The organism is Psychrobacter sp. UBA6291 (genome assembly GCF_002439405.1).
GTDB lineage: Bacteria > Pseudomonadota > Gammaproteobacteria > Pseudomonadales > Moraxellaceae > Psychrobacter > Psychrobacter faecalis.
Genome location: NZ_DJUD01000018.1, coordinates 24,984 through 42,036 on the forward strand (window position 1 = coordinate 24,984; position 17,053 = coordinate 42,036).

Here is a 17,053-nt window from a genome sequence, read left to right on the forward strand (position 1 = left end):
ATTAGTAAATGAATATCCGACTTTGTGAGGTGTTTGCTTGGTTTAAGCATCATTCGCTTGCTAATAAAACACCAATCCTTTAGCATTTGATTTTATGTTAATTTGAGCCAATAATATTGGCTCTTTTTTATGAGCGTCTGTTGCCCCATTTTGCGCTGCACGGAGTAAAAGCGATGAATAATAAAGACTTGGCGTTGACCTATGCCGAAAAAATAAGCCGTGCTATTGAGCAGCAGCAGTATGAGCAAGCGATCGAAGAGATTCAAAACCTGCGTCCTATCGATATAGCCGATTTATTGGCGTTAATTGAACCCAAACTCGCTTGGCAGTTACTTGCGCATTTGCCCAATCGCTCGACGATATTTGCTTATTTGGATCCTGATAGTCAAGTGGCACTCGCTTATGTCTTTCCGCGCGCTATTTTAGCCAAGATAGTCGGCGAGATGCCATCTGATGAACGAACTGATTTGTATAAGCGCCTGAGTCAAGACCAACGCGACGTGCTATTACCTGCCTTAGCGCAGGCAAAGCGTGAGGATATTCGCCGTCTATCCGCTTATGAAGAAGGCACGGCTGGTGCCTTGATGAGCTCCGATTATGCGACGTTAGGGGCTGAGATGACTGTCGCCGAAGCCTTGGATGCGCTACGTTTAGAAGCGCCTGATGCCGAAACTATTTATCACGCTTATGTGATTGATGACGCGCGTAAGCTCTTGGGCGTGGTGTCATTAAGGGTGCTTATTTTATCATCGCCTGAGCAGCTGATTAAAGACATCATGGTCAGCTCGGTCATCTCTTCTGATGTCAACGATGATCAAGAGGACGTTGCGAAAACTGTTGCCCGTTATGACTTAATTTCCCTACCCATTACCGATGCCAGTGGGGCGTTGGTTGGTATCGTCACCCATGATGATGCGATGGACGTGGCAAGCGATGAAGCCACGGATGACTTTCATAAGTCAGGCGGTGTCTCAACCATGGTCGGGCGCTTAAAAGACGTCAGTATTACCGTTCTCTATCGTAAGAGGGTTTTTTGGCTGGTGTTTTTAGTATTTGGCAACTTGCTGTCGGGGCTAAGTATCGCTAACTTCGAAGACGTCATTGCGGCAAACTTAGTATTGGTATTTTTCTTGCCTTTACTGGTTGATAGTGGCGGTAACGCCGGCTCGCAATCAGCGACTTTAATGGTACGTGCTTTAGCAACGGGTGATGTGGTGATGCGTGATTGGTTTTCGCTACTTGGCCGCGAAGCCTTAGTTGCACTGCTACTCGGTGCGACAATGGCCGTTGCCATTGCCCTTATCGGCTATGTGCGCGGTGACGCGACCGTCTCTTTGGTTCTGGCGCTAAGTATGCTGTGCGTCGTTATGATTGGTAGTGTCATTGGTATGAGTCTGCCTTTTATACTCAATAAACTCGGTTTTGACCCTGCAACCGCCAGTGCGCCTTTGATTACTTCAATCAGTGATGCGTCGGGCGTGCTGATTTATTTATTCATCGCTTCTAAATTTTTACCGATTGGTTAGTTTGTTTAATAAACGGTCATGTACATAAGACCGCTTAAATAAAAAAATAACACCAATTTTGACCCTCATACCTACTGACAGTGTGGTTTTTTTATAGCGCCCATTAAGCTACACTGTATCTATATAAAAGCATTTGGCAAAAGTTTTATGGGCTAAAGTTTTAGCTAAGAGTTCTTTTAAACAATTTCAAACAGCTATTGTTTAAAAAGATTTATCGTTTTTGCCAAATTTAACCATCGATATAGGTAGTAGAGGTAGCTATGTTTAATTTTATAAAAAAAAGAGCATCTTCGAAATCCGAATCTCCGCAGCAACAAGCGGCTCGTGATAGCGCCGTTGATCAGGTTTTACTCAATTACCATTTAGGTAATAGCAGTCTTGCGACTATGGTCACAGGTCTAGAGCGCGATGGCGATGAGCTGACTTTGGATTTGCGTCTGCCGCAAGATAGCGATCCTGAGACCATTCAGCAAGAGCTTGGCAACCTACTGCATCCGCATGGCATCAGAGTGATTCATATGAATGTGCGCCTGCCAGCACCTGCAAAAGGCGCGGGGTCAAGCCTACCAAAAGCCATGCCAAAAACCACTAACGCGATGGAAAAGCAGGCCAAACCTTCTGCAAATACAAATAGTAGCAATCAGTCCGAACCGCCGATTACGAAAGCAGCGCCGACACAAGCATCCTTAACGGCGCATCCACGTATCCGCCATATTATCGTCGTCGCTTCGGGTAAAGGCGGCGTTGGTAAATCAACCACTACCGTTAATATCGCCTTAGCATTACAGAAGTCAGGCAATCGGGTTGGCGTGCTAGACGCTGATATTTACGGACCAAGTATGCCGACGATGCTGGGCGTGGACAAAGTCAAACCTGAGCTGGAAAACGAGCAGTTTGTACCTATTGAAGCGCATGGTTTGGCAATGCTATCGATTGGTAGTTTGCTCGATAGCGACAATACACCTGTGGCGTGGCGCGGACCAAAAGCCACTGGCGCCTTAATGCAGCTATATAACCAAACCAATTGGCCGCAGCTCGATTACTTAGTCATTGATATGCCGCCCGGAACTGGCGATATTCAGCTGACATTGGCGCAGCGCATTCCGGTAACGGGTGCGGTGATTGTGACGACGCCGCAGCATATTGCCTTACTTGATGCGCAAAAAGGCATCGAGATGTTTAATAAAACCAATATTCCAGTACTTGGCGTGGTTGAAAATATGGCGCTGCATACCTGTAGCAACTGTAACCATACCGAAGCGATTTTTGGTACGGGTGGCGGCGAGAAAATCGCTGAGCAATACCATGTGCCACTCTTGGGTCAGTTGCCGCTTGCTAGTGGTATTCGCGCTCAAGTGGATAAAGGTGAGCCGAGCGTGTTGGCCGATGATGAATTTGCGCCATATTATCTAAGCATTGCGAAAAATATCGAAGCCAATATCAATAAATTTGCCAAACCTGTCGATGATAAGCGGATTTTCTAATAGTTTTTAATGGCTTCTAAAGTTAGTAAAATAGCCTAAGCGTATAAAACATTAAAATCTAAGTGACTTTGAATTTCAAAAGGGAAGTATCGTGAGCTTATCGATTTATCAACGTCATTTAGACAATATTTCAAAGCAATATCAGCTCCTAAAGCTATTTCGTCCGCCGATATACGTGATTGAACTGTCGAATAATCAAGTGAGTGCTGTTTGCTACTATTTAACGTTGTGCTAGATAGTCAAAACCTTGCACTCAATGCAATCTTAGCAAGACAATCACAGCCACTAGCTATCTGTACACCAACGGGCAGACGCGGTTGGACCTTTACCCAAAAAGAGCCGCTGACAGCAATATCTGGACATCTACTTATTAAATCTCATTCAACATCTAATATTACTGTTCCTGATGCTAAAGCCAAGCAAATCGACTTTACTGACACGACTATTGCCAATCTAGATTGGACGCTTGGCTATATGCGTCACAAGACCAATTGGTTTTGGACTTGTATTAATAGCTACTTGCCAGACGGTCGTCATTTTACTCTTAACTTATCGATGGGCGTCAACGAAACTGGCGCTAGTGAAAATGCTTGCTGGCTTGATGGGCAGATAGTGTATTTGCCGCCTGTGATGTTTATACGTCAAGATTTGGATGCAGCCGCGCAGCATACTTGGCGTATTTATCATCAGAACCTCGGCTGGAGTAAGGTTGATATTGATTTAACCTTTACGCCGATTACTGTTTATAAAAAGACCGATAACTTCGGTGTGCTTGCCAGTATTTTTGAGCAATGGCTGGGTTTTTATAGTGGTGAGATACGGCTAGCAGATGAGGTGATTGAGCTTGATAAGGTAATGGGGTTGGCGGAAGATCATTTTGCTAAATGGTAACTGATGAGCGCCTATTATGCATTTATAAATAGCAGGTTTAATTTTAAAGTCGTTGCCGCTCTATAAATTGCGCCGTCAATTCCGTATAATCGTCGCTACCAAAAATCTATTATCGCAATGGCTATTAAAAATTGGCTATTGAAAATTTTTTAAGGAACAACAATGTCTATCAAGTCTGACCGCTGGATTCGTAAAATGGCCGAAGAACATGGCATGATTGAACCATACGAGCCAGGTCAAGTACGTTTTAATGATGCCGGCGAGCGTTTGGTCAGTTATGGTACCTCAAGTTACGGCTATGACGTACGCTGTGCGCCTGAGTTCAAAGTCTTTACCAACGTGCATTCAGTAATTGTAGACCCAAAAAACTTCGATGAAAAAAGTTTTATTGATGTCATCGGTGACGAATGCATCATTCCGCCAAATTCGTTTGCTTTGGCGCGCACAATGGAGTATTTTCGTATTCCGCGTGATGTGCTGACAATTTGTCTTGGTAAATCGACCTATGCACGCTGCGGTATTATCGTCAACGTCACACCACTTGAGCCTGAGTGGGAAGGGCATGTGACGTTAGAGTTTAGTAATACCACCAACTTGCCTGCGCGTATTTATGCGGGCGAGGGCGTGGCACAAATGCTATTTTTTCAAAGTGATGCCGATGACGTTTGTGAGACCAGTTATAAAGACCGTGGCGGTAAATACCAAGGTCAGCGCGGTGTGACGCTGCCAAGAACCTAATCATCAAGCACTTAAACGCCAAGAGATTAAGTGTTTTTTAGTCTGTTAGTATTTTGGGCTAACAAGAAAAAAAGCCAGCATCTTGAATATGACTGGCTTTTTTATGGCTAACTCTTTTGGCTATTTCAAAATCGATTTTTTAACGCAATTATTTTAAAACTTTTAACCCGGCTTTATTATCGCGCTTAGGTTTCGGGGCAGCGGCACTTTTCTTAAAGGTAGTCGCTGCATCTTCTTCAGGGACATAATCATCGTATTCATTAGGGTCAAAAAACATCCCTTGCGAATTTTCTTTGGCATAAATCCCCATTACCGCTGTCAATGGTACCCAAATCTCTTGCGAGACACCACCAAAGCGCGCACTAAAATGAATATAATCATTTTCCATGCTCATATTACCGGTCGCGCGGCTGGCAATGTTGAGCACAATACGTCCGTCTTGGACATGCTCTTTAGGGACTTGTACATTGTCAGCAGTAGCATCTACCATCAGGTATGGGGTGAGCGCATTGTCCTCTATCCATTGATATAGCGCGCGCACCATATAGGGACGTGTTGGGGTAATAGAGGTGGTTTCTTCGCTCATTTTTCGGTTTCCTTATGCATTATTATTAAATACTATCTCGTTTGCGATAAAGTCGTGGTTATAGAAAAATCATTCACTATATCGCTATTCTATATCAGAGTCTATTTTAGGGGAGTCATCAGCGGTTGTCTAATTAACGCACGCTTTTTTGAAAGCTGTCACGTTCAAAGACCCGTTTTTGATAGTCAAATAGGGGGCGGCTGATAGCGCGCGGTAACTCAATATCCATCTCTTCCAATCGCCATAATAACGGCGCTAATAGCACGTCGCACCAACCAAATTCATCTGCCATAAAATAAGGTTTATGAGCAAACAAGGGTGACAAAGTAATCAAGGAGTCGCTTAGCTGCTTTTTTGCCAAGGCTGCTTGCTCTTTATTAAAACTATCCGGATGCATCAGCAATCGTTTGCCGAGCACCAACCAATCATTTTGTATACGCCAAGCCAATTGGCGAAACTGGGCGCGCTCTTGTGGCGTATCTGGCAATAATTTATTGGCATGATAACGCTCCTCAAGATATTCGAAGATAACGTTAATCTCGTATAGCGCAATCTCACGCTGTTGTAAGACAGGCAAAGTATGATAAGGATTGAGCTCGGTCAAGTCTTCCGGACGCTCAGAATGTAGCCGTGATAAATAATAGGCAAGCTTTTTTTCTTCAAGCAATAGGCGTACCACATGGCTGTTGTAGCCATCGTCAGCGTATAAAATCAGCTGACTACTTGGAATGTCATTCGCATCAATCATGGAAGCCTAATGTATTAGTAAAGCCTATTATCGTAAACAATGTCGCTGTGTTTATCAAGGTAGCGTACGTAAACATTGTCCATGAGGCGATCGTTAACAGAAGGTTTTATAGTTAGTCATTTATGCAGACATAAAAAAGCACTACCGAAGTAGTGCTTATTTTTTAGATAAAGTTTGGATCTTTATTGCTTTATTATTTTACGTCTTTCCAGAACTCTTTGTTCAATAAGTAAACTGGAATGAGCAGTACTAATAAGAATAAAATCACAAAGAAACCGATTACTTGGCGGTCATGACGTACCGGCTCTGCCATCCACGCCATAAAGTTAACCAAGTCACCAACTTCAGATTCAAACTCTTCTTCACTCAAGGTTTCTTGCATATTATGCAACACATGCGGCATAGCAGCGTTTGCAAGTACTAAGTTGTTCGAGCCCCAAGGACGGCTTGGATCTTCATAGAACGATAGAAGGTAAGTATAAACCCAGTCATCACCGCGTAGTCTTGTTTCAAGTGACAAGTCCGGAGGTGCCGCGCCAAACCATGATGCTTGAACATCAGGGTCGATTTCAGCATTGATATGGTCACCGATTTCATCGGTGGTGACCATCAAATACTTTTCAACCAGCTCAGGCGGTATCTCTAAGTCTTTAGCAATGCGCGAATGACGAACATACTTTGCTGAGTGACACCCAGCGCAGTAGTTCATAAAGATTTTCGCACCGTTTTGTAGTGAGCCCTTATTAGTAAAATCAATAGGAGCTGTACTACAAGCTAAGTGTTCAACCACACCATCGGCATTGGTAAAAGTACCACATCCACCACCTGATGCGCTTGCAGTGCCAGCGGTCAATGTCAGCGCGGCGCCTAAGCCTAGACCAGCTAGGGATTTAATTAGCGTGCTCATTAGTGACCTCCGGTAACGCGTTCTGGTGGCTGTTTACACTTCTCAATAGCTGTGTAGAACGGCATCAATAAGAAAAACAAGAAATACAGGATAGTAAAGATACGTGCCAAAATCGTCGCTGTTGGCGTTGCAGGTGTCGCACCTAAGTAGCCTAATACGATAAAGCTGATAGCAAAGACAGTAAGCGCAATCTTTGACAGAATACCTTTATAGCGTATAGAGCGTACAGGAGATCTATCTAGCCATGGGATCAAGAATAGGAAGGCAATCGCACCGCCCATTGCAATAACACCACCAAGCTTATTAGGAACCGCACGTAAGATGGCATAAAAAGGTGTGTAGTACCATACTGGTGCAATATGCGCAGGTGTTTTCAGTGAGTTTGCTGCTTCAAAGTTTGGTGGCTCAAGGAAGAAACCGCCGCCTTCTGGGAAGAAGAATACTACTGCAAAGAAACAGATAAAGAAGACAACAATACCAACCATGTCATGCACAGTATAGTACGGATGGAATTCGATACCGTCTAATGGTACGCCATTTTTGTCTTTTAGCTTTTTAATATCAATGCCATCAGGGTTGTTCGAACCAACGTGATGCAGCGCCACTAAATGCATAAACACTAAGCCGACAAGGACAAGTGGAATAGCAACAACGTGCAAAGCAAAGAAGCGGTTTAAGGTGATACCTGAGATGATATAGTCACCACGTACCCATTCAGCAAGACCATCGCCAATGACAGGTAGAGCTGCAGGTAAGTTTAGAATAACCTGAGCGCCCCAGAATGACATGTTGCCCCAAGGAAGTAGGTAACCGAAGAAACCTTCTGCCATCAATGCTAGGTAAATACCCATACCGATGAGCCAAATAAGCTCGCGTGGTTTTTGGTATGAGCCGTATAGCAAGGCGCGGAACATATGCAAATATACCACCACGAAGAACGCAGAAGCGCCCGTCGAGTGCATATAACGGATGAGCCAACCACCTTTGACATCACGCATGATATATTCAACAGACGCAAATGCCCCTTCGGCACTTGGGTTGTACATCATCGTTAGCCAAATACCAGTCACTAGCTGGTTGACCAATACCACCATTGATAACACGCCAAAGAAGTACCAAAAGTTAAAGTTCTTTGGTGCATAGTACTTTGACATGTGATATTCATAGGTTTCAGTCGCAGGAAAGCGCGCGTCTACCCAATGCATTAATTTTTTACCCATGCTCATATTAAGCCTCCCCAATCGTCAAGATAGTACCATCCATGCTGTACTCTGGGATTGGTAAGTTAAGCGGTGCAGGGACACCACTATAAACACGACCCGATAAATCGTATTTAGAGCCATGACATGGGCAGAAAAATCCACCGTACCAGTCATTACCGCCTAAATCAGCTGCGCCCACATCAGGACGGTAGTTTGGTGCACAGCCTAAATGTGTACAGACGCCTTCTACCACCAAGACTTCTGGTGATAAAGAGCGCTCAGGGTTTTTACAATATTCTGGTTGTAGCGACTCATCTGAATCAGGGTCTGACAGTAATGGCTTCACTGCTTCTAACGTAGTCAGCATCTCTTCAGTGCGCTTGACCACAAAGATAGGTTTGCCACGATATTTGACGACAATCATCTGTCCTGCTTCGATAGAACCAATATCTTGGGTCACTGCAGCACCTGCAGCCTCGGCTTTTGCGCTCGGAGTCCAAGAACGGACAAAAGGTGTCGCCACAGCAGCTACCCCAGCTGCACCAATGACGGCAGTCGAGGCAATAAGAACTCTACGACGTTGTACGTTAACGCCTTCGGCATGGCTCATTAATACTTCCTCCAGGTGAATGAAATGGGATTATCCCACACTGGGTTTGTGGCTTAGAAAAATGACAATTATCAAGCCACGTTAGCTGTGCCTAATTTTGCTAATTGTTGCTATTCTAAGCTATTTCGGTCATAAAATAAATTATTGTGTTAAAAATAAAGCAGCCTTGAGAAAGCGTACTTCAGTGTTAAACAAGATAATTAGTCTAAAACTGCTTAATTATCAATATTTAACCTACCTTAAAGTACGCTTTTTTATCAACAAGACTATTATGAATAATGACCTTATAATTAATAAGGGTATTCAGCAATAGGGAATGATACTTGAAATCAAGACAATGTTCACTAACTTTCCGCACATTACGCGGTTGTAAGTGGTCGTAAGCTATTTATAACCCTTAACCACTTTCGATATAAAGGTTATACTGTGATAAATAGCGCTAGACAATATCAACTCTCAAGCGTATGCCAGCGCTCAAGCTTAGTCATCATCTCATCTTCGATGACTAGTAAACGCTCACTGGCAGCTGTAGCGGCGTCCATATCTTTCGTAAACCAAGAACCATCAGCCAGCTTTTCTTCCAGCTCCGTTTGCTCAGCTTCTAACGCAGCGATTTCTTTTGGCAAATTATCGAGTTCACGCTGTTCATTATAGTTAAGCTTTTTGGCAGCGGTATTAGACTTTGCTGCGACCGTAGTTTTATTGTTAGCTTTGCTACTAGCAGCATTATCGTTAGACGATTTAGCATTCTTAGCTTTCGCTTCTTCTTCACGGTTTTTTTGTACCAAGTATTCTTGATAGCCGCCGACATATTCTTTGACAATGCCATTACCATCTTCATCCGTGTCAAATACCCAAGTAGAGGTAACGACGTTGTCCATAAATGAGCGGTCATGGCTAATCAGCAAGATAGTACCGTTAAAGCTGGCAACCGACTCTTCTAATAGCTCAAGGGTGGCCATATCCAAGTCGTTGGTTGGCTCATCGAGTACCAAAATATTGGCAGGCTTTAATAATTGCTTGGCAAGTAGTACGCGATTACGCTCACCACCTGATAATGCTTTAACAGGCGTACGCGCACGCTCTGGAGCAAATAAGAAATCTTGCAGATAGCTCATGATGTGCGTTTTGCGCCCGCCAACTTCTACGAAGTCTGAACCTTCAGAGACGTTTTGCGCCACGCTGGCTTCTAAATCCAACTGATCACGCAGCTGATCGAAAAAGGCAATTTGTAAATTAGTGCCAAGCTCGACCGTGCCTGTTTTGGTGACTTCATCGTCGGACATATCTAGTAGGGCTTTAATTAGCGTGGTTTTACCCGCACCGTTGGGACCGACGATACCGATTTTGTCACCGCGCATAATCATGGTGCTAAAGTTGTCGACCAAGACGTTGCCATCATATTCCAGATGCAGGTTCTTAACTTTACAAACCAGCTTGCCGCTTTTCTCGCCTTCACCCATGGTGATATTGACGTTACCGACTTGCTCGCGGCGGCCTTTACGCTCTTCGCGCAGAGCTTTTAGCTCACGGACACGGCCCTCGTTACGGGTACGACGCGCTTTGATACCTTGGCGAATCCAAACTTCTTCTTGTGCTAACTTTTTATCAAAATTAGCGTTGTTCTTTTCTTCAGCAAGTAGCTGTTGTTCTTTTAATTCTTGATAACGCGCATACCCTTTAGCGCCTTGGGTGACGTCATAGCTCGTCAATTGACCACGATCAAGCTCAACGATACGGGTGGCAAGCTTATTGACAAATGCTCTATCGTGCGTCACGAACAATAACGTCAGACCTTGCCAGTCGAGTAAAAAGCGCTCCAACCATTCGATGCTTTCAACGTCTAAATGGTTGGTCGGCTCATCGAGTAATAGCACATCAGGCTTGGTGACTAGTGCACGAGCAAGTAGCACACGGCGTTTACGACCGCCAGACAATGAAGACAGGTCAGCCTCAGGATCAAGTCCCATAGTCGTAATTAGACGGGTCGCATCACGCTCTAAATCCCAACCATGTACCGCATCGATATCGTGTTGCAAGGTTGCCATATGCTCGCAAGCATCCATATCACCATTGGCACACATATCGACTTGCTTATTATAGTTAATGAGCAAATCAGCGGTGTGGCGGCTACCGCCCATCACGATGTCCAAGATACGTCCGCTGGTTTCCGGAACGTCTTGCTCTAACATCGCAACACGCATGCTGCTATTTTTGATAATCTCGCCGCTGTCAGGCTGCAATGAGCCATTAATCAGTTTAAATAAGGTAGATTTGCCTTCGCCATTACGGCCAATCAAACAAACGCGCTCGCCTGCATTGATTGAAAAATCGATGCCATCGAGAATAGGAGCCACGCCAAAGGCCAAGTGAATATCTTTTAAATGTATCAATGCCATAGAATATCTTAAGCTTATATAATAGTGAGGTAGGGGTTGTTGCAAAATTCCTAGCAGTATAACATGCAGCCACCTAACTGTAGTATGCGTAAATGCCTTTTTGACTTCCTCCCCTTCTTAAAAGCGAAGGGGATTCCTACTCAAGACGGCCAAGCCCGACCGCGAGTATGTTTTTTGCTCCATTAACGTCTCGTTGATGGGTCGTTTTACAAGAACGACAGAACCACACTCTTATACCAAGACCCGCTCTACCTTTCGGACTGTCTTGGCGTGAGCCGCAACACGAGCAGGTTTGGGTGCTGTACGCTTCATTCACTTCGATATAGTGGCAACCTGCATGCTTGCATTTGTAATCCAGTTGCCGCTTAATCTCAAACCAACCAGCGTCATAGACGGATTTAGCCAGTTTGCCCTTAGTGAATGATGTTGATTTTATTTTACCAACGACAATTAAGCTATTGGCTTTAACCAGTTTATTAGTAAATTTATGGGTTAAATCTTTTCGGGTATTTTTAATCTTGGCATGAATCGCCTTGACCCGCTTCTTATTCTTGGCTCTTTGAGCAATCGCCAGTTTTTCAGCGTATTGATGGGTGAGTTTGGTTTGTAGTTGATCGCCATCACTACTGACTGCGGCATCTTTGCAGCCCAAGTCAATACCGACTTGACCGTCACCGCACTTAATCTTTGGAAATTCTTTAACGGTGATACAGGCATACCAATGCCCGCGAGCATCTTGCACCAGCTCACAGGTGTTGATGTTGTATAGGGCTAGGTTATAGCTATCCCACATATCAATGATTAGCTTTTTACCCTTAGCGAGGCTTAGCTGAATGGTGGATTTAAGGCTTTTCTTGCCTGATTGACGGGTAGCTAGATGTTTTATCGCGGTCTTTTTAAACGGTATCCAACCTAAGTTTCTACGTTTGGCTTTAGGATTGTTGGTACGCCAGTTGAGTTTGGCTTTTTTAAATTGTTTGCGAGATTTAGCGTGAACCTCACTAATAGCTTGTAAGGTCTGGCTATGTAGATTTAACAGCTCACCACTACCTTTTACATAAGTTGCAAGATCATAAGCTGAAAAGAAATGCCCTGTACGCTGCAAGTGCTTGAAACTCAAATCATTCACATAGTTCCAGACAAAGTTGACCGACCCAGCTAAGATATTGAGCTGATTGGCATGTTTGTCTTTGATGCGTAGTTTGAGCGTTTTCATAGGGTAATTATGATTTCAATACATTTTTTTATCAAGGGATTCACAATATTGGGTGACAAAGTTTGACGCCTGATATATACGCCCTAGAAGTGACGTGGTTTTACGGGGCTTTTTGATAAACACTATTTTATAAAGTCTGTTTTAAATGGTTAAGTCTGAGATTTCATAAAGAAAATAACCATACTATCTATTATTGAGAACTACTATTGAGAAAAATATGAACCAACCAAATTCGATAGAAAAAGACGCTTCTAATCAACAAGCTCAACTGGCAGATAGCCAAGCAGATTTACAAGCGCAGGTTATTGAGTTGCAAATGAATCTCTCTCACCTTGAAGTTACCGTCGAGAGGCTTAATGAGGTTATTACGCGCCAAGATAGAGATATCCAAACCTTGCAGCGCCAACTACAGTTTATCTATAAACAAGTGCAAAACCAAGATGGGGAGGGCGGTGTAGCGACTTTTGATGTCATGGCAGATAGACCACCGCATTATTAGGAATAAGTTTTTTAATTATAGATAACAAATAATTGCACAGCATTTATTATAAGTTTATATGCGAATCTTGGCATAAATATACGGTTTACTGACTATTCAGTCATATTGCAGAAATAATGTATTTTTCGGTTGTTTTCATGTAAAAAACACATTAGTATCCTTCACCTTAGATACTGTCTACCTAACAAAGTTCGGTGTAGCGGTAAAACAATGTGGATGTTTGGAGATACACAATGGGCGCAAATTTCAATCTAAAGACTCTAACGGTAGCTTTGGCTGCTCTTTCTGCAGCTAGTATCGCTAGTGCGGCAGGTCTTGATCGTTCAGGTCAAGATATTACCGCGTTTTTGCAAGATGGCGTATATGCAGAAGCAGTTTATACTTATCTAGATGCTGATGTTAGTGGTTATGACAATGCTTATGTTGGCGCAGATAAAAACGCCTATCAGCAAGGTAATAAGATAGACGATATCGCAGAGTCTTATGACTTCTTCCGTTATGGCGTAAAAGCTGATATTAATGATACCTTTAGCGTTGGTGTTTTATATGATGAGCCTTTTGGTGCAGCTGCTGACTATAGTGGCGACAATAATTTTGTAGCTCAAGGTGATCGTGACGCTACTATCAATGCAATATCTGGTGGCGAGGTTAAAGATTTTGCATCTGCTGCTAATATAGTAGGTAAAATCCAAGATAAGGTTGAAAATGGTGGTACACTGACCGCCATAGAGCAGGCACAGCTTAAAAAGCTAGGACCAGCAGTAGCGGTTGCACAAGCAGATTATAATATGGAAGGGGAAGGAACGAACGTTGAGGTTCGTACTGAAAATATCACAGCAATTCTTGGTGCGAAATTTGGTGAGAATAAAGAATTTCAAGTTTATGGTGGTCCAGTAGCCCAGCGTGTTCAAGCTGATGTAAAGCTACGTGGTACTGCATATCAAGCGGCCAATGGTTATACGATGAATATCAATGCTGGCCAAGACTATGGCTGGTTAGCTGGTATTGCGTATAGCAAGCCTGAAATTGCTCTAAAAGCAGCTTTGACTTATCGCTCAGAAATTGATCACAATCTTAATGTTTCTGAGATTTTTCCAGCCCTTGCAGGTGCTATTCCGGCTGCTGCAACTGGTATGAATGGCGAAATTGATATTACCACCCCAAAATCAGTAAACTTCGATTTTCAAACGGGTATCAATCCAACGATGTTAGCCACTGCTAAAGTACGCTGGGTACCTTGGAGCGACTTTGAAATTGTCCCACCATTATATAATACTGGTAGTAAAGCAGATCCTACAAATGGTCCAGATGGCTTATCATTAGTCAGCTATGATAAAGACCAATGGTTAGTAGAATTAGGTTTAGCCAAACGTTTAACGCCAGCTTTAGCTGTAACTGGTAACATTGGTTGGGATAGTGGCGCTGGCAATCCGGTCACTTCTTTAGGTCCTATCGAAGGCTATTATAGTGCAGGTCTTGGCGCAAAATACAACCTAACCGAAAACTGGGCAATTTCTGCCGGTGGTAAATACCTATGGTTCGGTGATGCCAAAGGTCAAATTCCTAACAAATTTGCAGTTAGTAACTTTGAAGACAATGATGGTTTTGCGCTTGGTGTGAAACTATCTTATCAAGCTAAACAGAACTTTAACTAAGAATTTATGTCTTTATTCTAAATAAAATTATTTGAATCATATTAAAAACGATCTGTAATAGGTCGTTTTTTTATGTTTAAAAGATTAGAAATATATTGTTTGATGTTAGATCTATATTGATTAGGCAGTAAACAATTATCCTTAATTTCGCTAGAGGTAATGAGCTTTTATTTGCTAATTTTGAGCAATAATGACTGAACTAAAGAGTCACTATCTGAAAATAAAGTGTTTTAAGTATTGTTTTAGTGTTAAAAAATCATTACTATTCATTTAGGACGTCATTTACATAAACTTATATTTCAAGCAACAATGCTGAATATTAGTTATGAAGATGATTTAACAACGAGGATGTTTGGAGATACCCAATGCGCGCTACTTTTCATTTAAAAACTCTAGCTGTAGCAATCGCTACCTTTTCTGTAGCTAGCATGACCAATGCTGCAGGTCTTGATCGCTCAGGTCAAGATATAACTGCATTCTTACAAGATGGCACTTATGCCGAAGCGGTTTATACCTATATTGATGCTGATGTTAGTGGTGTTGATAGTAGTGGAAATAAGACAGGCGACATCGCCGAATCTTATGACTTCTTTCGTTATGGTGTCAAAACAGATGTAAACGAGAGATTCAGTGTAGGTGTTTTATACGATGAGCCTTTTGGTGCTGCTGCAAGATATACAGGTGATAATAACTTTACTGGTGTTGCAAACATTACTGGCGCTGGAGCTATCCAGAATGTGGCTACAACTGCTGCAGGGAAAACTCAAGATAAAATTAATCAAATTAATACACAAATAGCAGGTATTAATGCAGCTTTGGCAAACCCAGATTTAACACCACAGCAACAACAAGTTCTAGGTCAAAACAAAGCTGTTTTAGGGCTAGCAAGTGGCGCTTTAGCAGGTGCGGTTACAGGTTTTGATTCATTAAATATTGCACCAACACTTGAAAATTACAATGCTCTAATTGAAAGTACTAAACAGAGCATTGCTCAAACTGAAGACACACTTAATTCGCTATCACCAAGTTTGTCGCCCGAGACTAATCAACTTGCGCAAGCCTTGTTAGCTGCTAATAAAGCGGATCTAGCACAAAGTGAAGCTGCACGTGATGCAATAGAGGACTTATTAAGTATTGATGAAGCGACTAATGTAGAAGTGCGCTCAAATACTTTGTCATTAATTGGCGGCGTGAAATTTGGTCCTGAAAATCAGTTTCAAGTTTATGGTGGACCGGTTGCTCAACGTTTACAAGCAGATGTCAAACTAAGAGGTAATGCTTACAAAGGTGCAGCTGGCTATACTGCACATAGTGCGCCTAATCAGGATTATGGTTGGCTAGCAGGTGTATCTTACAGTAAGCCAGAAATTGCTTTAAAAGCAGCCTTGACATATCGTTCAGAAATTGATCACTCTATAGATATGTATGAAGATTTTCCAGCTCTTGCTATTCAAGGGCAGAGTCGTACCGGTGTAAGTAACTTCGAGGTAACTACACCCAAGTCAGTTAACTTCGATTTCCAAACTGGTGTAAACCCGACAACATTAGCTACGGCGAAAATACGCTGGGTACCATGGAGTGATTTCTCAATTAGCCCAACTAAGTATACTCAAGCTTCAAAACTACCGTTAGTTGACTATAGTGATGATCAGTGGCAAGTAGAGCTTGGGTTAGGTAAACGTATAGCTCCAAAGTTTGCGGTTTCAGGTTCCATAGGTTGGGATAGTGGTGCTGGTGATCCAACAACATCATTGGGTCCTATTGAAGGGTATTATAGTGTCGGTCTAGGTGCTAAATATGATGTGACTGAGAATTGGGCTGTATCAGCAGGTGGTAAATACCTATGGTTCGGTGATGCTGAAGGGGCGCTGCCAGATCGCAGTATTGTCTCTAATTTCGAAGACAATGACGGCTTTATCTTAGGCGCTAAGTTATCTTATCAAGCCAAATAGAGATTTAATTTAACCCGTTAATTCATTAATAAAAGAGCGACCCATGATGGGCCGCTCTTTTTATTGATTAAATTTAGATATACCTAAAAGTTATAAATAAAAGCTATTACGTTGATTTTCGAATGATATTTGTATGAAGCCTTGTTACTTAATCCTAGTTCGGGATAAGCCACATTGTAACTCATTGATACTATTTACAATGTTGCTACCTGTCCCTGCTGAGGCATGTTTTTGATGGTGGGTTTATAGGGAAACCAGCAATAAGCAATCAACCCTGACAGCAAGTTTGTGATAAACCCCGTGACACTACGATGGCGTGAGTGTTCGATTTGGCACAAGTTTTTAAGCTCTCCAAACACCGTTTCAACCAAAGAGCGATGATTGAGTAGTACCTCATCCATCGGCTTGAGTAATTGGGGTTTCATATGACGCCGAAGTTTGGTGATCAACGTGGTATCACTGTGTTTTGTGAGCCACGCGTTTAGTGCTTTACTGATGTATCCTCTATCACCAAACACCTTGCCAAACACAGACGTTGCCATATCCTTAACAGGCACTCTGTCATCGGTATTACCCGCAGTGACTTTAACAGATACAAGCTCGCCCTTATGATTGATAATGGCGTGCAGCTTAAAGCCAT

Annotated in this window: 12 protein-coding genes and 3 pseudogenes; 7 read left to right on the top strand and 8 right to left on the bottom strand. The window is 42.8% G+C overall.

The genetic code is table 11. The features are described 5' to 3' along the window. Positions 1-173: 173 nt before the first annotated feature. The 4 genes and pseudogenes from mgtE (at position 174) to dcd (ending at position 4,639) form a co-directional block, all read left to right on the top strand. Entirely contained in the window at positions 174-1,526 is a 1,353-nt protein-coding gene (mgtE, locus tag B3R91_RS02235; RefSeq protein ID WP_198328681.1) for a magnesium transporter, read from the top strand. Between the two features lie 260 nt (positions 1,527-1,786). Next, entirely contained in the window at positions 1,787-3,010 is a 1,224-nt protein-coding gene (gene apbC, locus B3R91_RS02240; protein ID WP_201591552.1) for an iron-sulfur cluster carrier protein ApbC, read from the top strand. A 225-nt stretch (positions 3,011-3,235) separates the two neighbouring features. After that, a pseudogene (locus tag B3R91_RS02245) lies at positions 3,236-3,901 on the top strand (DUF2804 domain-containing protein); the annotation flags it as partial. 162 nt (positions 3,902-4,063) lie between these two features. After that, positions 4,064-4,639 (top strand): dCTP deaminase, encoded by a 576-nt coding sequence (gene dcd / locus B3R91_RS02250; RefSeq protein ID WP_102076576.1) that lies wholly within the window; start codon positions 4,064-4,066, stop codon positions 4,637-4,639. 148 nt (positions 4,640-4,787) lie between these two features. On the opposite strand, the gene B3R91_RS02255 is transcribed toward dcd, so the two are convergent. The 7 genes and pseudogenes from B3R91_RS02255 to B3R91_RS02285 all read right to left on the bottom strand — a co-directional run bounded on the left by B3R91_RS02255 (position 4,788) and on the right by B3R91_RS02285 (position 12,307). Further along, complete coding sequence (locus B3R91_RS02255) at positions 4,788-5,225, bottom strand: ClpXP protease specificity-enhancing factor (RefSeq protein WP_144296473.1); 438 nt, start codon at positions 5,223-5,225, stop codon at positions 4,788-4,790. Positions 5,226-5,358: 133 nt separating this feature from the next. Continuing rightward, positions 5,359-5,973: a glutathione S-transferase N-terminal domain-containing protein gene (locus tag B3R91_RS02260; RefSeq protein ID WP_286796314.1), complete on the bottom strand. Its 615-nt coding sequence runs from the start codon at positions 5,971-5,973 to the stop codon at positions 5,359-5,361. Positions 5,974-6,166: 193 nt separating this feature from the next. Then, positions 6,167-6,880 carry a cytochrome c1 gene (locus B3R91_RS02265; protein ID WP_068404411.1) on the bottom strand — a complete coding sequence of 238 codons (714 nt, stop codon included), beginning with the start codon at positions 6,878-6,880 and terminating at the stop codon, positions 6,167-6,169. After that, the gene (locus B3R91_RS02270) at positions 6,880-8,100 is read right to left on the bottom strand and encodes a cytochrome b (protein ID WP_409520901.1); all 1,221 of its coding nucleotides are present in this window, start codon (positions 8,098-8,100) and stop codon (positions 6,880-6,882) included. The genes B3R91_RS02265 and B3R91_RS02270 overlap by 1 nt, the downstream gene beginning before the upstream one ends. Before the next feature lie 7 nt (positions 8,101-8,107). After that, positions 8,108-8,692 (bottom strand): ubiquinol-cytochrome c reductase iron-sulfur subunit, encoded by a 585-nt coding sequence (petA, locus tag B3R91_RS02275; protein ID WP_286796317.1) that lies wholly within the window; start codon positions 8,690-8,692, stop codon positions 8,108-8,110. 449 nt (positions 8,693-9,141) lie between these two features. Next, positions 9,142-11,091 (bottom strand): ATP-binding cassette domain-containing protein, encoded by a 1,950-nt coding sequence (locus B3R91_RS02280; RefSeq protein WP_286796319.1) that lies wholly within the window; start codon positions 11,089-11,091, stop codon positions 9,142-9,144. A 50-nt stretch (positions 11,092-11,141) separates the two neighbouring features. After that, positions 11,142-12,307 (bottom strand): annotated as a pseudogene (locus B3R91_RS02285) (RNA-guided endonuclease InsQ/TnpB family protein). A 217-nt stretch (positions 12,308-12,524) separates the two neighbouring features. Between B3R91_RS02285 and B3R91_RS02290 the strand changes: the two are divergent. The 3 genes from B3R91_RS02290 to B3R91_RS02300 all read left to right on the top strand — a co-directional run bounded on the left by B3R91_RS02290 (position 12,525) and on the right by B3R91_RS02300 (position 16,413). After that, positions 12,525-12,806: a SlyX family protein gene (locus tag B3R91_RS02290; RefSeq protein ID WP_286796323.1), complete on the top strand. Its 282-nt coding sequence runs from the start codon at positions 12,525-12,527 to the stop codon at positions 12,804-12,806. Positions 12,807-13,039: 233 nt separating this feature from the next. Continuing rightward, a complete protein-coding gene (locus B3R91_RS02295; protein ID WP_286796325.1) occupies positions 13,040-14,461 on the top strand; it encodes an outer membrane protein transport protein in 1,422 nt (473 codons plus the stop codon). A gap of 428 nt (positions 14,462-14,889) precedes the next feature. Next, positions 14,890-16,413, top strand: coding sequence for a hypothetical protein (locus B3R91_RS02300; protein WP_414707493.1), 1,524 nt, complete (start codon positions 14,890-14,892; stop codon positions 16,411-16,413). 194 nt (positions 16,414-16,607) lie between these two features. On the opposite strand, the pseudogene B3R91_RS02305 reads toward B3R91_RS02300, so the two are convergent. Next, positions 16,608-17,053 (bottom strand): annotated as a pseudogene (locus tag B3R91_RS02305) (IS982-like element IS1599 family transposase); the annotation flags it as partial.